Annotated in this window: 18 protein-coding genes; 7 read left to right on the forward strand and 11 right to left on the reverse strand. The window is 66.9% G+C overall.

The annotated features are described in order from the left end of the window. Positions 1-29 precede the first annotated feature (29 nt). The 3 genes from catA to POR01S_RS13630 are packed head-to-tail and all read right to left on the reverse strand — an operon-like array spanning position 30 to position 2458. On the reverse strand, positions 30-965 hold the full coding sequence (catA, locus tag POR01S_RS13620) for a catechol 1,2-dioxygenase (RefSeq protein WP_042136491.1): 936 nt from the start codon (positions 963-965) through the stop codon (positions 30-32). Positions 966-1001: 36 nt separating this feature from the next. Beyond that, on the reverse strand, positions 1002-1292 hold the full coding sequence (catC, locus tag POR01S_RS13625) for a muconolactone Delta-isomerase (protein WP_042136448.1): 291 nt from the start codon (positions 1290-1292) through the stop codon (positions 1002-1004). Positions 1293-1315: 23 nt separating this feature from the next. After that, on the reverse strand, positions 1316-2458 hold the full coding sequence (locus tag POR01S_RS13630) for a muconate cycloisomerase family protein (protein ID WP_042136449.1): 1143 nt from the start codon (positions 2456-2458) through the stop codon (positions 1316-1318). A 121-nt stretch (positions 2459-2579) separates the two neighbouring features. On the opposite strand from POR01S_RS13630, the gene POR01S_RS13635 reads away from it, so the two are divergent. The 6 genes from POR01S_RS13635 to POR01S_RS13660 all read left to right on the forward strand — a co-directional run bounded on the left by POR01S_RS13635 (position 2580) and on the right by POR01S_RS13660 (position 8556). After that, positions 2580-3461, forward strand: coding sequence for a LysR family transcriptional regulator (locus POR01S_RS13635; RefSeq protein WP_027601134.1), 882 nt, complete (start codon positions 2580-2582; stop codon positions 3459-3461). 165 nt (positions 3462-3626) lie between these two features. Continuing rightward, the gene (locus POR01S_RS13640) at positions 3627-4874 is read left to right on the forward strand and encodes a dienelactone hydrolase family protein (RefSeq protein WP_042136452.1); all 1248 of its coding nucleotides are present in this window, start codon (positions 3627-3629) and stop codon (positions 4872-4874) included. A gap of 4 nt (positions 4875-4878) precedes the next feature. After that, the gene (locus tag POR01S_RS13645; protein ID WP_042136454.1) at positions 4879-5673 is read left to right on the forward strand and encodes an SDR family oxidoreductase; all 795 of its coding nucleotides are present in this window, start codon (positions 4879-4881) and stop codon (positions 5671-5673) included. Positions 5674-5749: 76 nt separating this feature from the next. Next, a complete protein-coding gene (locus POR01S_RS13650) occupies positions 5750-6988 on the forward strand; it encodes a styrene monooxygenase/indole monooxygenase family protein (protein WP_042136493.1) in 1239 nt (412 codons plus the stop codon). 10 nt (positions 6989-6998) lie between these two features. Next, a complete protein-coding gene (locus POR01S_RS13655) occupies positions 6999-7526 on the forward strand; it encodes a flavin reductase family protein (protein ID WP_042136456.1) in 528 nt (175 codons plus the stop codon). A gap of 97 nt (positions 7527-7623) precedes the next feature. Next, positions 7624-8556 carry a SphA family protein gene (locus POR01S_RS13660; protein ID WP_042136457.1) on the forward strand — a complete coding sequence of 311 codons (933 nt, stop codon included), beginning with the start codon at positions 7624-7626 and terminating at the stop codon, positions 8554-8556. 658 nt (positions 8557-9214) lie between these two features. Here POR01S_RS13660 and antC read toward each other — a convergent pair. From antC to antA, 3 genes are read right to left on the reverse strand one after another with little or no spacing between them, the layout of a single operon-like run. After that, entirely contained in the window at positions 9215-10249 is a 1035-nt protein-coding gene (gene antC, locus POR01S_RS13665; protein WP_042136458.1) for an anthranilate 1,2-dioxygenase electron transfer component AntC, read from the reverse strand. A gap of 10 nt (positions 10250-10259) precedes the next feature. Then, on the reverse strand, positions 10260-10751 hold the full coding sequence (gene antB, locus POR01S_RS13670; protein WP_042136460.1) for an anthranilate 1,2-dioxygenase small subunit: 492 nt from the start codon (positions 10749-10751) through the stop codon (positions 10260-10262). Continuing rightward, a complete protein-coding gene (gene antA, locus POR01S_RS13675; RefSeq protein ID WP_037007555.1) occupies positions 10748-12136 on the reverse strand; it encodes an anthranilate 1,2-dioxygenase large subunit in 1389 nt (462 codons plus the stop codon). The genes antB and antA overlap by 4 nt, the downstream gene beginning before the upstream one ends. A 180-nt stretch (positions 12137-12316) precedes the next feature. Between antA and POR01S_RS13680 the strand changes: the two genes are divergently transcribed. Then, on the forward strand, positions 12317-13294 hold the full coding sequence (locus POR01S_RS13680; protein WP_042136462.1) for an AraC family transcriptional regulator: 978 nt from the start codon (positions 12317-12319) through the stop codon (positions 13292-13294). Here POR01S_RS13680 and POR01S_RS13685 read toward each other — a convergent pair. From POR01S_RS13685 to POR01S_RS13705, 5 genes are all read right to left on the reverse strand, one after another. Then, positions 13291-14322, reverse strand: a complete 1032-nt coding sequence (locus POR01S_RS13685) for an AraC family transcriptional regulator (protein ID WP_042136465.1) — start codon at positions 14320-14322, stop codon at positions 13291-13293. The two genes, POR01S_RS13680 and POR01S_RS13685, sit on opposite strands and share 4 nt — an antisense overlap. 221 nt (positions 14323-14543) lie before the next feature. Next, on the reverse strand, positions 14544-15497 hold the full coding sequence (locus POR01S_RS13690; RefSeq protein WP_027601125.1) for a LysR family transcriptional regulator: 954 nt from the start codon (positions 15495-15497) through the stop codon (positions 14544-14546). 92 nt (positions 15498-15589) lie between these two features. Beyond that, positions 15590-17110, reverse strand: a complete 1521-nt coding sequence (locus POR01S_RS13695) for a tripartite tricarboxylate transporter permease (RefSeq protein WP_007162332.1) — start codon at positions 17108-17110, stop codon at positions 15590-15592. Continuing rightward, on the reverse strand, positions 17107-17625 hold the full coding sequence (locus tag POR01S_RS13700) for a tripartite tricarboxylate transporter TctB family protein (protein WP_042136467.1): 519 nt from the start codon (positions 17623-17625) through the stop codon (positions 17107-17109). The genes POR01S_RS13695 and POR01S_RS13700 overlap by 4 nt, the downstream gene beginning before the upstream one ends. Before the next feature lie 28 nt (positions 17626-17653). Continuing rightward, positions 17654-18652, reverse strand: a complete 999-nt coding sequence (locus tag POR01S_RS13705; protein ID WP_042136469.1) for a tripartite tricarboxylate transporter substrate binding protein — start codon at positions 18650-18652, stop codon at positions 17654-17656. Positions 18653-18748: the final 96 nt, after the last annotated feature.

An 18748-nucleotide genomic window follows, 5' to 3' on the forward strand; every position in this document is an offset into this window, starting at 1 on the left:
ACCGGCGGACCGATGAGGACAGGGTGCCTTCAGGCTTCTTCGAGGGCGCGCGGGCGGGCACTGCGCTGCTCGGCGGTGGGTTCTTCGGCGGGCTGCAATTCGAAGTCGAAGTCGATTTCGGCGAACTGGCTGCCGTCGAGGCCACGGGCACGGGCGGCGTCGGCATCCTCGTGGAAGCGGATGTCGGCGATGAGTTCGTCGCGGGTGGCGTAGGCGAAGTCATCGTGCAGGTACTTGTCGCCGGCCAGGTTGATCTGGGTGGTCAGGTGGCGATGGCCGGGAGCGGAGATGAAAAAGTGGATGTGGGCCGGGCGCTGGCCATGGCGGCCGAGGCCGTCGAGCAGGCGCTGGGTGGGGCCGTCCGGCGGGCAACCGTAGCCGGAGGGCACGATGCTGCGGAAGGCGTAGCGGCCCTCGGCGTCGGTGCGGATGCGTCGGCGCAGGTTGAATTCGGACTGCGCCGGATCGAAGTAGGAATAGGTGCCGCCGGTGTTGGCGTGCCAGACGTCCACCAGGGCGCCGGCCAGCGGGCGACCCTCGGTGTCGCGCACCTGGCCGGTCATGAACAGCGGCACGCCGGCGTCCTGGCCATCATCGAGCCGGGCTTCGCCTTCGCACAGAGGGGCACCGGCCACATAGAGCGGGCCTTCGATGGTGCGCGGGGTGCCACCGGTGCGGCCGGCCTGTTCGTCCTGGGCATCCAGCAGCAGATCCAGATAGTGCTCCAGGCCGAGGCCGGCGACCAGCAGTCCGGCTTCCTGGCGCGCGCCCAGGTCGTTGAAGTAGCTCACCGCCTGCCAGAATTCCTCGGGCGTCACCTCCAGGTCCTCGATCATGCGGATGCTGTCGGTGAGGATACGGTGCACGATGGTCTTGAGGCGCGGATTGCCGGCGTCCTGCTCGAAGCCGCTGGCGACTTCAAAGAACTTCTGCACATCGGCGGTCTGGGAAAGGGCTAGGGTCATGGAGCGATCCTCGGTGTTGTTGTTATGGGCGGCCAATCAACGGTCGTCGGCGTGGATGGAGGAGGGGTGTCGGCACAGGGCGGTGACCTCGATCTCCATATAGGGGTAGAGCGGCAGTTGCAGCAGGGTATCGTGCAGCGCCTGGGTATCGGCCACGTCGAAGATGCTGACGTTGGCGTAGAGCCCGGCGATCCGCCAGAGGTGGCGCCAGGTGCCCTGGCGCTGGAGCTCCTGGGCCAGTTCCTTTTCCGCCTGCTTGAGTCGCGTGGCGTCGGCGGCAGGCAGGTCGTGGGGCAGTTTGACGGTCATGCGGACCATGAACAGCATGGTGAATCCTCCACGGGGCGTGATCAGGCAGTGGCGACGGCGAGGCTGCTGCGATCGCGACGGAAATGGGCGAGGCGGTCTTCGTCGAGGCTGACGCCGAGGCCGGGACCCTGGGGTAGCAGCAGCTGGAAGTCGCGATAGGTCGGCGGCTCGACGAGGATGTCCTCGGTGAGCAGCAGTGGACCGAACAGTTCGCTGTGCCAGTCCAGCCGCTCCAGGGTAGCGAAGGCATGGGCCGAGGCCAGGGTGCCGATGCTGCCTTCGAGCATGGTGCCGCCATAGAGGCCGATTCCGGCCGCCTGCGCCAGGTGGGCGACCTTGAGCACCGCCCGAGGACCGCCGGTCTTGGCGATCTTGAGGGCGAACACCGGGGCGGCGCCGGCACGGGCCAGGGCGAAGGCGTCGGGGAGGCTCTCGATGGCTTCGTCGGCCATCACCGGCGCCGGACTCCGGGCGCTGACCCGGGCCAGGGCCTGGACGTCATGGCGCGGCACCGGCTGTTCGATCAACTCCACCCCTGCGTCGGCCAGGGCCTGGCAGGCGCGCAAGGCCACACCTTCGCTCCAGGCCTGGTTGACGTCGACCCGCACGCTGGCGCGATCGCCCAGGGCGCGCTTGATGGCTGTCACGTGGGCGATGTCCCGGGCCGGTTCGGCCGCGCCGATCTTGAGTTTGAAATGGCGATGGCGGCGCAGGTCGAGCATGCGTTCGGCCTCGGCGACGTCCTTGCCGGTGTCGCCGCTAGCCAGGGTCCAGGCCACCTCCAGCCCCTGTTGCACCCGGCCGCCGAGCAGTTCGGCGATGCCCAGGCCGCGACGCTGGCCCTGGGCGTCGAGCAGAGCGGTCTCCAGGGCCGACTTGGCGAAGGTATTGGCGCGCACGCTGCGCTCGACCCGCTGCATCACGGCATTGAGGTTGTCGGCGTCCTGGCCGATCACCAGGGGCGCCAGATAGGTATCGAGGTTGGTCTTGATGCTTTCCGGGCTCTCCCCGGCGTAGGCCAAGCCGCCGATGGTGGTGGCTTCGCCGAGGCCCTGGCTGCCGTCGCTGCAGGTCAGGCGCAACAGCACCAGGGTCTGCCGCTGCAGGGTATGCATGGCCAGCTTGTGCGGGCGGATGGTGGGCAGGTCGACGAGGCAGGTGTCCAGGCGTTCGATGCTGATCATGGGCCAAATCCATCAGGGGCGGTCGTTGCCGCGCGTTCTTGTAGGGACGGCTTTCAGCTTGCGAGTTGCCTCCCCGGCAGTCCAATATCCGTTGCGTGTTCTACGATACCCTGGAGGTATGATGGAGCTGCGGCATCTGAGGTACTTCCTGGTCCTGGCGGAGACCCTCAACTTCACCCGCGCGGCCGAACGCCTGCACATGGCCCAGCCGCCGCTCAGCCGGCAGATCCAGCAACTGGAAGAAGAGCTGGGGGTGAGCCTGCTGGAGCGCGGCCGGCCCTTGCGCCTCACCGAGGCCGGGCGCTATTTCCAGGAACACGGCAGTCGGCTGCTGGCGCAGCTGGACGAGGTGCGCGACGGCACCCGGCGGGTGGCCGAGGGGCGCAAGCGCTGGCTGGGCATCGGCTTCGCGCCGTCCACCCTCTATGGCGCCCTGCCGGAACTGATCCGCCGACTGCGCACCGATGCCGGGCTGGAGCTGGGGCTGTCCGAGCTGATCACCCTGCAGCAGGTGGAGGCGCTCAAGAGCGGACGCATCGACATCGGTTTCGGTCGCATCCGCATCGAGGATGCCGCGGTGGTACAGGAGGTGTTGCACGAGGACCCGCTGGTGGCGGTGCTGCCGGCCGGGCATCCGTTGCTGGGCGCGCCGGTGAGTCTGGCACGCCTGGCGCAAGAGCCCTTCGTGCTCTATCCCTCCGCGCCACGACCCAGTTATGCCGACCACGTGCTGGCGCTGTTCGCTCGCGAAGGAGTGAACATCCGCGTGGCGCAGTGGGCCAACGAATTGCAGACGGCCATCGGCCTGGTGGCGGCCGGACTGGGGATCACCCTGGTGCCGGCCTCGGTGCGCCGGCTGCACCGCGACGACATCGACTACGTCTCCCTGAGCGATACTCAGGCGGTCTCGCCCATCGTCATCAGCTACCGGGCCGGCGATCGCTCGCCGCTGCTGGCGCATTGTCTGGCGCTGGTGCAGGAGACCGCTGCGCAACAGGCCTGAAGCCCCGACCAGCCGTGGCCTGGGCGGGATTTGCCCGACGCCCGGGTGGCGGCCGCCGCGTAATTAGCTGCGCCAAGGGGATGGTCGCGGCAGTCTGCGGACAGCCCCGCAGCGCGCACCGCGCCGAAGATGATTCCAGACCTGAGCAACCTGGAGTCTCTTGCGATGACCGGATCCTATATCCACGTACCTGCGCCGTCCGGCGCCTTCGACGCCTACTTCGTGCCCTCCATCGACGGTCGCGGTCCGGGCATCGTCCTGTGCCAGGAGATCTTCGGCGTCAACGCCGCCATGCGCGCCGTGGCCGACCAACTGGCCGAGGAGGGCTACAGCGTGCTGGTGCCGGACCTCTACTGGCGCCAGGCGCCGCGCATCGAACTGGGCTACACCCCCGAGGATTTCGAAAAGGCCTTCGGTCACTACCAGGCCTTCGACGAGGGACTGGGCGTGGTGGACATCGGCGCCGCCCTCGACCATCTGCGCAGTCGTCCCGAGGTAAGCGACGCCGGCCTTGGTGTGGTGGGTTACTGCCTGGGCGGCAAGCTGGCCTACCTGGCAGCCTGTCGACTGCCCCAGGTGGCCTGCGCCGTCGGCTACTACGGCGTCGGTATCGAGAAGGCCCTGGGGGAATTGGAAGGACTGCGCGGCCGGCTGGTCCTGCACTTCGCCGAAGCCGACCAGTTCTGTCCGGAACCGGCGCGGGAGGCCATCCTCGCCGCCCTGGCCACGGTGCCGGCCACGGAAGGCTATGTCTATCCGGGCGTCGACCATGCCTTCGCCCGGCCGGGCGGCCATCACTACGACAAGCCCGCCGCGCTGCTGGCCCACGAGCGCACCATCGCCGCGCTACGCCGCACCATCGGCCCGGACTACAACCTCTCGGCGCTGTGGGAAGAACATATCCGCCACGAATTCGATACCCGCGACGTGCCGGCGACCATGGCTACCATGGTGCCCGAGCCCTACGTCAACCATATCCCGACCATGACCGGCGGGGTCGGCTATCGCGAGCTAGCGCGCTTCTATCGCTATCACTTCGTGCATGGCAATCCCAAGGACATGAAGCTCACGCCGATCTCGCGCACCGTGGGTGCCTCGCAGATCGTCGACGAATTCGTCATGAGCTTCACCCACGACGAGGCCATCGACTGGATGCTGCCGGGCGTCGCGCCGACCGGCCGCCATGTCGAGATCCCCATGCTGGGGGTGGTGAAGTTTCGCGGACCCAAGCTCTACCACGAGCACATCTACTGGGATCAGGCCAGCGTGCTGGTGCAGATCGGCCTGCTCGACCCCCAGGGGTTACCGGTGGCGGGCGCCGAGACCGCGCACAAGCTGCTCGACGAGACGCTGCCATCCAACACCCTGATGCCGAGCTGGGCTTCCAGCGCCGGCAAGTCCATCGAGGAGTGAGGCCATGAGTCTGCATTCCCTCGACGGCAAGACGGTGGTCATCAGCGGCAGCGCCACCCTGATCGGCCAGGCGGTGGCCGAGACGCTGGTCGCGGCAGGCGCCCGGGTAGCCCTGCTGGACATCGACCCGAATGGCGCGGCCGGTGCCGAGGTGCTCGGCGATGCGGCCTTCTTCCAGACCGTGGACCTGACCGATGACGCAGCCTTGGCGCTCGCGGTAGCCGCCATCCGCGAACGCTTCGGCGCAGTGGCCGGCCTGGTCAACCTGGCCTGTACCTATCTCGACGATGGCCTGGAGTCGTCGCGCGGCGACTGGCTCAAGGCGCTGGACGTGAACCTGGTGTCGGCGGTGATGCTGGCCAAGGCGCTGCACCCCGACCTCAAGGCGCGGCGCGGGGCCGTGGTCAACTTCACCTCCATCTCCGCCGACTGCGCCCAGACCGGTCGCTGGCTCTACCCGGTGTCCAAGGCGGCGCTCAAGCAACTGACTCGCAGCATGGCGCTGGACCTGGCGGCGGACGGCATCCGCGTCAACTCGGTGTCGCCGGGCTGGACCTGGTCGCGGGTGATCGCCGAGGTCAGCGGCGGGGATCGCGCTCACGCCGACCGCGTCGCCGCCGACTTCCATCTGCTCGGCCGCCTCGGCGAGCCGGCGGAAGTGGCCCAGGTGGTCGCCTTCCTCTTGTCGCCGGCGGCGAGTTTCGTCACCGGCGCCGACTACGCCGTGGACGGTGGTTATTCGGTCATGGGACCGGAGCGCAACCAGCCGGCCATTCCACGCCTCGCCGAACGGGAGTGATGCCATGCAGAACCCCTTCTGGCGCCTGTTCAACGGCTTCACCCCCACCCGCAACTCGACTCCCCGGAGAACCTCCATGCGTCGTATCGCCATCGTCGGGGCCGGCCAGGCCGGCCTGCAACTGGGCCTGGGCCTGCTCGCCCAGGGCTACCATGTCACCCTCACCACCAACCGCACCGGCGAGCAGGTGCGCGCTGGCAAGGTCATGTCCAGCCAGTGCATGTTCAACACCTCATTGCAGACCGAGCGCGACCTGGGGTTGAATTTCTGGGAAGATCAATGCCCCGCGGTGGAAGGCATCGGCCTGGCCGTCCCCGATCCCGTGCACCCAGACCGTCCCGCCTTCCAGTGGAGCGCCCGCCTGGAGCGCTATGCCCAGGCGGTGGACCAGCGCCTGAAGATGCCGGCCTGGATGGACGAATTCGAGCGCCGCGGTGGCGAGCTGATCATCCAGGACGTCGGCTTGGCCGAGCTGGAAACCCTGAGTGCCAGCCACGACCTGACCCTGCTGGCCGCCGGCAAGGGCGAGGTGGTCAACCTGTTCGCCCGGGATACCGAGCGCACCGTCTTCCAGCAGCCGCAACGCGCCCTGGCGCTGACCTACGTGAAGGGCATGACGCCCATGTCGCCCTATTCGCGGGTGGCCTTCAACCTCGTCCCCGGCGTGGGCGAGTACTTCGTCTTCCCCGCGCTGACCCTGAGCGGACCCTGCGAGATCATGGTCTTCGAAGGTATCCCCGGCGGCCCCATGGACTGCTGGCAGGACGTCACCTCGCCGGAACAGCACCTGGAGCGCAGCCTGGAGATCGTCCGCCGCTTCGCGCCCTGGGAGGCCGAGCGCTGCCAGAATCTGGAGCTGACCGACGCCGGTGGCGTGCTGGCCGGGCGCTTCACCCCCATGGTGCGCAAGCCGGTGCTGCGCCTGCCCTCGGGCCGGCCGGTGTTCGGCATGGCCGACGCCCTGGTGGTCAACGATCCCATCACCGGCCAGGGCTCCAACAATGCCGCCAAGTGCAGCAAGGTCTATCTGGAGGCCATCCTCGCCCAGGGCGATGCCGCCTTCACCCCGGATTGGATGCACCGGACCTTCGAGCGCTACTGGGACTATGCCGGCGAGGTGGTGAAGTGGACCAACAGCCTGCTGACCCCGCCACCACCGCACATCCTCGATCTGCTCGGCGCCGCCAGCCAGTCCCACGCCATCGCCTCGCGCATCGTCAACGCCTTCGACGATCCCCGCCGTTTCGCCCCCTGGTGGTTCGAAGCGGAGGCCTGCCAGGGCTTCCTGCGTGAACACCTGAACCAGGCTGCCTGAGGAGCCCACCATGACGATAGACGCGCTGGATCTCATCGCCGCCGACCCGGCCAACCCGCGGGCGCTGCGCAACCTGCTGGGGCAATTCGCCACCGGCGTCACGGTGATCACCACCCGCGGCCGTGACGGGCGCAAGGTAGGGATGACCGCCAATTCCTTCTCCTCGGTGTCCCTGGAGCCGCCGCTGGTGCTCTGGAGCCTGGCCCGCCAGGCGCCGAGCCTGCCGGACTTCCTCGCCGCCAGCCACTTCGCCATCCATGTGCTGGGCAGCGACCAGCACCAGCTTTCCGGCCACTTCGCGCGGCCGGCGGAGGACAAGTTCGCCGGTATCGCCCACGTCGAGGGCACCGCTGGCGTGCCGTTGCTGGAGGAGGCGGTGGCCACCCTGATCTGCCGCAACCACGTCCAGTACGAGGGTGGCGACCACCTGATCTTCCTTGGCGAGATCGAGCACTACCGACACAGCGGCGGAGAACCGCTGGTCTTCCACGCCGGCCAGTACCGGGTCGCCAGCGCGCATCCGGCGCTGAGCGCCTGAGCCTCGGCAGCGCCCGTCGATTCCACTCGATCGGCGGGCGCTGCCCTTTCGAATCTGCCTTTCGCGAGCACGAACAGCCGTATTCAAGGAGCCTTGCATGACCCGGATTCGCTATCTTTCCCTCGCCGGTGCCCTGGTTGCCGGAACCGCCCAGGCCTATGACCTGCCGGTGGTCAACCTCGGCCTCACCAGCTTTCTCGACGGCGGTCTGCCTGCGGGCAACGGCTGGTACCTGCAGCAGTATTTCCAGAACTACAGCAGCCATCGGCTGACCGATCAAAACGGTGACAAGCTGGGGCTGCCGAAGACCAAGCTGGACTACCAGGTATCGGTGACCCAGCTCAGCTACGTATCGGACCTGCGCCTGGGCAACGGCAACCTGGGTCTGAACATGTTGCTGCCGGTGGTGACGCGGATGAAGGTCGACGACGGCCTGAACAACGCGGCGCTCAAGGACCAGGGTGGCGTGGGCGATCTGCTGATAGGACCCTTCATCCAGTTCGATCCGGTGATGGGCGCCAATGGCCCGCGGTTCGTCCAGCGTGTCGAGTTCCAGATCAACGTGCCCACCGGCGAGTACGACCGCGACAAGGACATCAATCCCGGCAACCATGCCTGGTCGTTCGACCCCTATTGGGCCGCCACCTACTGGTTCACCCCGAACTGGACCGTCTCGGTGCGCGCCCACTACCTCTACAACTTCAAGAACGACAAGCCGAGCTATGCCTTCGGCGATGTCTCCGACATCCAGGCCGGCCAGGCGCTGCACGCCAACTTCGCCACCGAATACGCCGTCACCCCGCAACTGCGCCTGGGCATCAACGGCTACTGGCTCAAGCAGATCACCGACACCCAGGTCGACGGCCACGACGTCTCCGGTCGGCGCGAACAGGTCTGGGCCATCGGCCCGGGCGGCATGTACAGCTTTTCCAAGAACGACCACCTGGTGGCCAACGCCTACTTCGAGCAGGACGCGGAGAACCGTCCCGAAGGCAGCCGGGTGCAGGTGCGCTACATCCACCACTTCTGACCGGACGGAGTTCAGCTCCCTTCGTCCACTTTCAAGCCTGCCGGGGATGGCAGGCTTTTTTTTGCACGGCGTTTGGGCGGTAAGCTCAACCAAGGGCGTGTCCAGGTGGTTCAGATATAGCGGCAGACGATGCGGGGTGGCGCCGGAGGTTATGGTCCTATTGGTCTTGGACGGTTGCGCCGTCTCATTCCAACCTCCGGCTCATTGAGGCCATGGCGGTCCGCCGTTGCGACCGCTCCTACGGCATCACTCACTTCTGTAGACGTCGATAACCGTAGCGTGGAAAACGGCGCAGCCTTTTCCACTGGAATCCGTCGCGATGCGTGCCCTCACCCCAACCCTCTCCCGAGGGGAGAGGGGGCTATCGGAGCAGGTGTTCGTCTTTCAAGGTTTTAGCAAGATCCTGATCAATCTGAAGCCCTCACCTTGGTAACAGCTTTCTCAGAACTGCCATGGGTCGCGGCCAGTCGGGTGAGCGCAACGAAGCTCAACAGAAAGGGTTCGCCGGGCGCTCCGGGCCAAGCGGTGGAACCAGATAGAGGCTGCAGGAAGATTCGTGCCTGTTGGGTTTCGACGGCAAGGCTGTCTCAGCCCAACCTTAAAAAGCAATAAGCCCGGCAGGCGAGCTGTCGGGCTTATTGAAAGAGGCAGCGCAGCGTTAACGCGTAGACGCACTCTGCAGGAATTTCTCGCTATACAGCCGCGTCTCCTCGCCCAACCCCTGCTGGTCGAGCCAGGTCTTGACCGCCTCGACCATGGGCGGCGGGCCGCAGAGATAGAGGTCGCAGGCCTGGTCGGTGAGGAAGCGCCGGTCGAAGTGCTCGGGGATATAGCCGCTGAGGCCCTGCCACGCCGGACCCGGCTGGCTGACCACGGGCTGGTAGTCGAAGTCGGCGATGCGCGCGCGGTAGGCCTCCAGCCGGGCGCCCTCGCAGAGATCCTGCTCCTGGGTGACGCCATAGAACAGCCGCACCGGCTGGCCGCAGCCGCCTTTCTCGGCCATCTCGTCGAGCATGCCGAGGAAGGCCGACAGGCCCGTGCCGCCCGCCACCAGCACCAGCGGCCGCTCCACCTGGCGGAGATAGAAGCTGCCCAGGGGTGCCTCCAGTTCCAGGTTGAGGCCCGGCTGGCAGCGTTCGCGCAGGAAGTTGCTCATCACCCCATCCGGCAGCAGACGGATGAGGAATTGCAGCTGGTTCTGCGCATTGGGCCGGTTGGCGAAGGAGTAGGCGCGCCAGTCATCGGTGCCGGGGATACGCAGCCGCGCGTACTGGCCTGGGAGGAATTGCAGCTGCCGGGGGGCAGAACTGGCGTCCAGGTGCAGGATGGCGGTGGTGGCCGAGACCAGCTCCACCGAGATCACCTGGCCACTGATGCGCTCGGGCTCGGCGGCGTGGCAGAGGCTGGAGTCGTGGTCGAAATAGAAGGCGGCGTCGGAGGTCACCCGGGTCTGGCAGGCGAGCATCTTGCGCTGCGCCAGGTCACGCTCGGAAAGGGCTTCCTCGTCGACGTAATCCTGGCTGTAGGCGCCGGCTTCGCAGCGCCCCTGGCAGGTGCCGCAGACGCCTTCGCGGCAGTCCAGCGGCAGGCTGATGCCCTGGCGCAGGGCCGCGTCCAGCAGCAGTTCGTTGGGCTTCACCGCGATGAACAGCGTCTTGCCGTCGGCGAAGCTCAGAGCGACGTTGTGGCTCATGGCGGTGGCCTCAGAGATGGTAGAAGTCGAGTACGGAGTTGATGACGTCGTTGAGCAGCAGCACCTGCTTGCGGGCGATACGAAAGTCGCCGTCCACCTCGCGCAGGTGATAGGTCACCTGGCCGTAGAACTGCTCGGACACCCCGTGGCGGGCATAGAGCGTCAGCCAGCCGGCGCGCACCTCCAGCAGACCGTCGTCAGCCCGGGCGACGCGTACGTTGCTGATCTGGTGCAGGGTGCGCGGCAGTGGCGTGGAGGCGGCCGACTTGCCGGTGCGCAGGCGGAACACCCGGTCCTCCAGGCCGGAGCGGTCGGCGTAGTAGATATAGGAGAGACCCTGGGTGGGATCGGTCACGTACTCGTGCTCGCTGATCCATTGCGGCAGGTGGAAGACGCTGTCGGCCTCGAACAGCGCCAGATAGGCGTCCCAGTCCTGGGCATCGCAGAGCGCGGCCTGGCGATAGAGGAATTGCTCCACGGCGTATTGCAGATCAGGGTTCATGCCGACACCTCCGTCGGTTGCAGGGCTTTGTTGGCCAGGCCGTCGAGCAGGAAGCGCTGCCAGGCGCCGTGCTGGTTCACATAGAGGCCTTCATGGGTGAATTCGGTACCGGTGAGTACCGGCTGGATGCCCAGGGCCTCGCTGTTCACGGTGGGGCCGGCGGTCCAGCGATGATGGCCGCGGGAGATGTCGTTCCAGCGCTCCAGGCGGGCCTGAAAGCCGCGCTGGGCCTCGCGGAATTCCACCAGATCGTCGGGCGTACCCATGCCGGAGACGTTGAAGAAGTCCTCGAACTGGCGGATGCGGTTGGTGCGGTCGGCGGGCGCCTCGCCCTTGACGCCGATGCACTGGCTGATGATCTCGGTCTTGTTCCAGGCCACCGGCCGCACGATGCGCAGCTGGGAGCTGATCTGGTCCATGAAGAACAGGCTGGGGTAGATGTTGAGGTTGCGCAGGCGATGCATCATCCACTCGGCGCGGGCCTGGCCGTATTCCTCGACCAGGCGCGGCATCACGCTGGCGTAGCCGGGGCGCACCGTGGGGTTGGGCATGTCGCTGAACAGCAGGCTGTGGCCATTCCTGAAGGAGAACCAGCCATCGTCGGTCTCGGCATCGCCGGCGCCGAGCTTGCTGTAGTCCAGGGTGCTGCTGGCACCGCCTTTCTCGGCGTTGACCTGCTGGCGGTGCTGCACGGTGGAGACGTAGTTGTAGTGCACGGTGCTGACGTGATAACCGTCGAGGCCGTTCTCGTTCTGCAGCTTCCAGTTGCCGTCGTAGGTGTAGGTGGACTTGCCCGGCAGGATCTCCAGCTCACCGGTGGGGGACTGGGCCACCATCATGTCGAAGAAGACCTTGGCGTCGCCCAGGTAGTCTTCCAGGGAATCACTGCCCTGGGTGTCCAGGCTGACGAAGACGAAGCCCTTGTAGCTCTGGATGCGCGCCTTCTTCAGGCCGCGGGTGGCCTTGTCGAAGCCATCGGGGTACTCGCCCGGCGCCTTGACCTTCACCAGGCGGCCGTCGCTCTTGTAGCACCAGGCGTGGAAGGGGCAGGTGAAGGTGGACTGGTTGCCGCGCGCCACGCGGGTGAGGGTGGCGCCACGGTGCTGGCAGGCGTTGATCAGCGCGTGCAGCTCGCCGTTGCCGTCACGGGTGATGATCAGCGGCTGGCGGCCGGCGCGCATCGTGACGAAGTCGTGGGGCTTGGCGATCTCGCTTTCGTGGCAGGCGTAGATCCAGACCTTCTCGAAGATCAGCTCCATTTCCAGCTCGAACAGCTCGGGTTCGGTGAAGAGATCGCGGGCGATGCGATAGACGCCGTCGGCCGGACGGAAGTCCAGGCAACCTTGGATGTAATCCTGCCATTGGGCAATGCTGCGGGTGCTCATCAGGGGTGTCCTCTAGGGTGAGACTCACCTCGATTGAAGCCCCGCCACCCCAACCCCTCTATCCGCTTTTTCACTGATCGCTAGCCGGATTTTTTCGCTCGCCGGACTGGCCTGCACTCTGCGGATAGTGGCGGCGGCACGCGGCGTGCAGCATGGAACCAGCCAGCGGAGGAGCCCAGCATGCAGCAGACGAATTTCGAGGTGCAGACGCACAGTGGCCAGGTCGCCGAGGCGTGTCGCTGGATGAGCGCGGTGGCCGGTCCGCATCGCCTGGAAACCCGCAGCGGCGCCGAATTGAGTTTCCATCACCAAGGACTGCGACTGCCGGGCCGAGCCACGGTGCTGGGGCGGATCGGCTATGGCGCCGCGGTGCAGATCGGCATCGACGCCCTGGATGCCTACAGCCTCAGCCTGCCGCTGCAGGGGCGCCAGTCGCTGGCCAGACGCGGCGCGCGCATACGTTCCGACAGCCAGTGCGGAATGGTCGTCGCGCCCCACGAATGGCAGCGGCTGGACATGGCCGCCGACTGCCTCAAGCTGCAGGTGGTGATCCGCCGCGAAGCCCTACAGGAGGTGGCGGAGGGCCTGCTGGGCCGGCCTTTGGCGGCGCCCCTGAGCTTTGCCGGCGAGATGGAACTGGCGCGCCCGGCGGTCGCGGCGTGGTGGCAGGGGGTGCGCCAATTGCTGGACGGCTGGAGCGCTGTCCAGGCGCTCTACGGCCAGCCGGCACTGGCCAACGACCTGGAAGTGATGCTGCTCAAGGGCCTGCTGCTGGCCCAGCCGCACAACTACTCCGCGGCTCTGGAGGAAGGCGTAGGGACGGGCTATCCCGAGTTTCTCCTGCGGGCGCGGCGTTATCTCGAAGCCCATGCGCGGGAGAATCCCTCGCTGGAGAGTCTGGAGCGCGTGGCCGGCGTATCCCGGTCCAAGCTCTATGCCAGCTTCCGCCGCTATCACGGCCAGCCGCCCATGGCCTATCTCAAGCGGCTACGGCTGGAAGAGGTGCGGCGCCTGCTGCTGGCGCGTCGTGACGGCGCGAGCGTCTCGCGCATCGCCCTGGATTGGGGCTTCGAGCACCTGGGGCGCTTCGCCAGCGACTACCGCCAGGCGTTCGGCGAGACGCCGTCGCAGACCCTGGCGGGACGGCGTCTCAACTAGCTGGAGAGCGCCCCGCGAAAGCGGCGGGTTTCCGAAGGAGACTCGCCGTAGCGGCGCTTGTATTCCTGAGCGAACCTGCCGAGGTGGGCGAAGCCCCATTTGTAGGCGGTGTCCGTCACCGATTCCACCCGGCCGCTGCGCAGTTCTTCGTTGACCCGCTCCAGGCGCAGGTCGCGCAGATAGTGCATGGGGGTGGTGCCGCGATAGGTGCGGAAGCCGGCGAACAGGGTGCGCACGCTGACGCCGCCATGTTCGGCCAGGGTTTCCACGCTGAGCGGCTCGTGCAGGTGTTCGGCGATATAGGCCTCGATGCGCTTGATGAAGTAGGGCGAGACATTGCGCTCGCGGGTGCCTTCCAGCTGGCCGTGCAGGGAATGCGGCTGGCCATAGAGCAGGGCATTGAGCAGCGAGGATTCGAATTGCTTGAGCACCAGCGGCTGGTGGATCGGATGCGCCGGATCGGCCAGGCCGTCCATGAGCAGGCCGAGCAGTTGCAGGAAGTAGGCGCCACCGGCCTGGCCCAGGTCCAGCCGCGGATCGAATTGCGGCAGGCGACCCTGCTGGGGCAGGTGCTGGGCGCAGTGATGCTCCAGGTCGGCGCGCTCCAGGCGCAGTACCAGCTGCGCGGCGCCGCCATACCATCTCATGCGCACGGGCAACTCCGGCGACAGCAATGCTGCCACCTGCGGCGAAGACTGGAAATCCACCGCGCCGCAATGGATGTCGGCGCCTCCTGTCAGCGGGATCTGGACCAGATAGAAGTCCTGCAGGCACTGGGGATCGATATCGACGTCGGTGCCGTATTCCAGGCGATTGAGCGACAGTCGCCCGCGGCTGATGTGGTGCAGGCTGGCGCTGACCACCTCGCCGCGCTGCACCGGTTTCAGCTCATGGGGCTTGAACACCTTGCTGACACCCTGGCAGGCCGCATCCCGGTCGGCCACGAGAAATTGCAGGCTGCTCGAACAGAACAGCCGGGTCTGGCGAAAGCGCTCTCCGCTTTCGGAGGGCGTGACGTCTTGGGTCATTGTTACCTCCTTGCACACAGGCGTGGCCCCGCGCACCCTTTTGTTTCCTGCCGGTTGCAGCCAGCGGATAGCGGCTGCAGTCAGCGGATAGTCGGTGGGCAGCGGAACTCGTTCTTGGCCGATCGCGGTCGGCCTTGCAGGGGAATTTGCAAGGGGCGGGCCAAGCAAGGCGTCTAACAAAGGGTTTCGGGCGATCAGCGGCCAGGCCGGTCGCCATCCGCTCAGGCGTCGTCGTGGCGCAGTCGCCCATGCTCGCTGCGCACTGCCGCCATGAAGGTCTGCATGGCCGAGGACTGCACCCGGTGGCGGCGACGGATCAGTCCATAGGGCGGCAGTCGTGGTTCGAAGGCGATGGGCAGCACCGCCAGCAGGTGCCGGCCGGGATAGTCGTTGACCACCGACAGCGGCGTCACGCCGAGCATGTCGGTCTGCTGCAGCAGCGCCAGCAGGGTCATGATGGAGGTGGTTTCGACGATGCTGCCGGGGATGTCGACCCGGGCATCGTGGAAGGCCTGGTTGATGATGGCCCTCATCGGGCTGGGGTGCTGTTGCAGCACCCAGGTGTGCTCCTGCAATTCGCCCCAGGTGAGGTGGGTGGCCTGGGCAAGGGGATTCTGGGCGCCGGCGATCACGCAGAGCACCTCTTCGCCGAGGCTGTCGAACAGCAATTCCTCGGCGCGGGCCCCGGTAGGAATGCGGCCCAGGACCACGTCGAGCTGGTCCTGCAGCAGCGCCTGGACCAGAACGTCGCTGGTATCCACCTGGATGGACATGGACAGCCGCGGATGGCTCTGCTTGAGGGTGGCGATGGTGCGGGTCAGCAGCCCCGAGGCCAGCGCCGGGATCGCGCCCACCGCCACCCGGCCCAGATTGCCCGATTCCAGCGCGACCAGCTCCTCGCGCATGCCCGAGAGTTCGGCGAACACCATCCGCGCGTAGTAGATCACCGTGTCGCCAAAGGCCGTGGCGCGCATGCCGCGCGGCAGCCGCTCGAACAGCCCCACGCCCAGCAGGCTCTCGATCTCGTGCAGCATCTTGGTGGCGGCCGGCTGGGTCATGCCGATGTCGTCGGCGGCGCGGCGCAGCGAGCCGAATTCCGCCAGTGCCAGCACCAGCCGCAACTGGCGCAGGCGCAGACGGCTGTGGATGGTATGGGCATCGGGAATGCGCGTCATGCTGGCGAACCTTGGGGCAGGGGAGCCGGCTAGGGTAGCGCATGAGCCCGGGCCTGGCGTCGGTGGGGTGCGTCCGCGCCAGGCCGGGGCGTTCACGACGGCCGTACCTTGGCCCGCGGCTGGCCCAGGCGCAGCGCCTGCAGGCCCCGCGCGAGCAACGGCCAGCAGAGCATCAGCAACGCCGCGGTGGTCAGACTGCCCACCAGCGGGTTGGACCAGAAGATGCCCAGCTGGCCATCGGAGAACAGCATCGATTGGCGGAAGGCGTCTTCGGCCTTGTCGCCCAGCACCGCCGCCAGCACCAAGGGGGCGATGGGATAGCCGAGCTTCTTGAAGGCATAGCCGAGGATGCCGAAGCCGAGCATCAGCCAGACGTCGAACAGGCTGTTGTGCACCGAGTAGGCGCCAATCACGCAGACGGTAAAGATGATCGGCGCGATGATGCAGAACGGGATGCGCAGGATGGCGGCGAACAGCGGCACCGTCGCCAGCACCACGATCAGGCTGACCACGTTGCCCAGGTACATGCTGGCGATCAGACTCCAGACGAAGTCGTGCTGTTCGGCGAACAGGGTCGGCCCCGGATGCAGGCCCCAGATCATCAGGCCGCCGAGCATCACCGCGGCGGTGGCGGAGCCGGGAATACCCAGGGTCAGCATCGGCAGCAGGGCACTGGTGCCGGCGCTGTGGTCGGCGGTCTCCGGCGCGATCACCCCTTCCAGTTCGCCCTTGCCGAAGCCCTCGCGGTTCTTCGAAAAGCGCCGCGCCAGGCTGTAGCTCATGAAGGAAGCGGCGGTAGGGCCACCGGGTGTCACGCCCATCCAGCAACCGACCAGGGCGCTGCGCAGCCAGGTCAGCCAGTAGCGCGGCAACTGTTTCCAGGTGCCGAGCACGGTGCGCAGGGTGATGCGCGCCTGCTCGCCACGAAAGACCAGGCCTTCCTCCACGGTGCAGAGGATCTCGCCGATGCCGAACAGGCCGATCACCGCCACCTCGAAGCTGATGCCCGACAGCAGTGCCGGCTGGTCGAAGGTCAAGCGCAGATTGCCCGACACCGTATCCATGCCCACCGCCGCCATGGCGAAGCCGATCATCATGGCGGCCACCGTTTTCAGCGGTGGATTCTTGCTCATGCCGATGAAGGTACAGAAGGCCAGCAGGTAGACGGCGAAGAACTCCGGCGAGCTGAATTCCATGGCGAAGGCGGCGATGCGGCTGGAGAGGAAGGTCAGCAGCAGCACCCCGACCAGGGCGCCCAGCAGCGCCGAGGTGAAGGCCGCGGTCAGGGCCTCGCCGGCACGACCCTGGCGCGCCAGGGGGTAGCCGTCGAAAGTGGTGGCCACCGACGAGGGTTCGCCGGGGATGTTGAACAGGATCGAGGTGATGGAGCCGCCGAACAGCGCGCCCCAGTACATGCAGGAGAGCAGGATGATGGCCGAGGTCGGACTCATGGTGAAGGTCAGCGGCAGCAGCAGGGCGACGCCATTGGGCGCGCCCAGGCCGGGCAGCACCCCGACCAGGATGCCGAGCAGCACGCCGATCACCATCAGGGCGAGGTGATGGAAAGACAGGATCAGCCCCATCCCGTGCATCAGGGAGTCGAATTCGCTCATGACAGGCTCCTCAGCAGGCGGGCGAGGTCGGCCAGGGGCCCGGCATCCAGCGGTACCTTGAACCAGAGGGCGAAGATCAGATAGCTGGCCAGGCTCACGCCGCCGGCGGTGGCGAGGATCTGCCAGGCGCCGTAGCGCCTTTGCCGCTGGCGATCCCGTGCCATGAACCAGGCGATGAACAGGAAGGCCGTCAGATAGAGGCCCAGCAGGGGCAGGGCGACGACGAAGGCCAGCATCGGCAGGAACACCCGCAGCACCTGGCCGAAGGCGGCGCGTTCGACGAAGCTGGTGCGCAGCGCCTGCCAGCGCCACAGGGTCTGCAGCGCCGTGGCCAGACTGGCCAGGGCCAGCAGCAGGCCGATGTAGAAGGGGAAGTAGCCCGGCTCGGGGCCGGCATCGCCCCAGCCGATACCCTGTTCCAGGCTGCCCACCATCACGATGCCGCCAAGGCCAGCGGTAAAGGCCGCCAACCCCAGTTCCACCCAGCGGGTGGTGATCAGAGAATCTCCGGCCATGGCCGTCTCTCCTGTGTCGGTGCGCCGATCAGCGCTTGAGCCAGCCCGCGTCCTCGAACACCGGGGTGACCCGTGCGGTGTCCTGGGCGATGTAGTCCTGCAGCGCCTGGCCTTCGAGGAAGGTCGGCACCAGCGCATTGCGCTCGATGTAGGCCTTGAACTCCGGCGTCTGGCTGACCTTGCGCAGCAGTTCCACATAGAAGGCCCGTTGTTCCTCGCTGACCCCGCCCGGCAAGAGCACGGTGCGCGGGAAACGGTACTGGTCGATGCCCAGCCCCTGCTCCTTGCAGGTGGGCACGTCGGACCAGGCCTGGGTCTCGGTGACCTTGGCGGTATAGGTCATGCGCGCCTGGCTGAACACGCACAGCGGCACCACCTGGCCGCCGCGCCACTGGCTCAGGCTCTCGCTGGGGTTGTTGACGTTGGAAGTGATGTGCTTGCCGGCCAGCTGGGTCGCCGCCTCGCTGCCACTCTTGAAGGGAATGTAGGTGAGCTTGGTGCCCTCGGTGCGATTGAGCAGCAGGGTCAGGGTCTGGTCGACGTCCTTGGACTGGCTGCCACCCATGCGCTTGCCGGCCGGATCCTGCTTGATGGCGTCGAGATAGCCCCGGGCGTCCTTCCAGGGCGCGTCGGCGTAGCTCCAGAGGATGAAGTCATCCTCGGCGATGGCCGCCACCGGGGTGAGGTCGGCGAGCTGGTAGCCGAGCTTGGCGGTCAGCGGCAGCAGATAGACGTTGTTGGTGGCGATGACCAGCTTGTCCGCCTCGCCCTTGGCCATCTTCATCTCCAGGAAGGCCTCGGCGCCGTTGCCGCCACCCTTGTTCATCACCACGGTGCTGGCGTCGAGCAGCCTGTGCTGCGTGATGATCGACTGGATCAGTCGGCCGAGCTGGTCGGTGCCGCCACCGGGACCACCGGCGACCACGATCTCCACCTTGCCCTCGGGTTGCCAGGCAGCCTCGGCGACGGGAGCCACCACAGCGGCCAGGCACAGGGGGAGGGCGGCGAGCAGGGAAGTGCTGCGCATGGGACTACCTCTTTCTTGTCGTTGTTTTGGGTGGGCCGAGTGTGCGCAGCACCCGGCGATCCTGACCAGTCAAAAGAAGGCATGCACCTATAGCCT

Origin of the sequence: Pseudomonas oryzihabitans NBRC 102199 (assembly GCF_000730625.1) — a bacterium.
In the GTDB taxonomy this organism is placed as follows: Bacteria; Pseudomonadota; Gammaproteobacteria; order Pseudomonadales; family Pseudomonadaceae; genus Chryseomonas; species Chryseomonas oryzihabitans.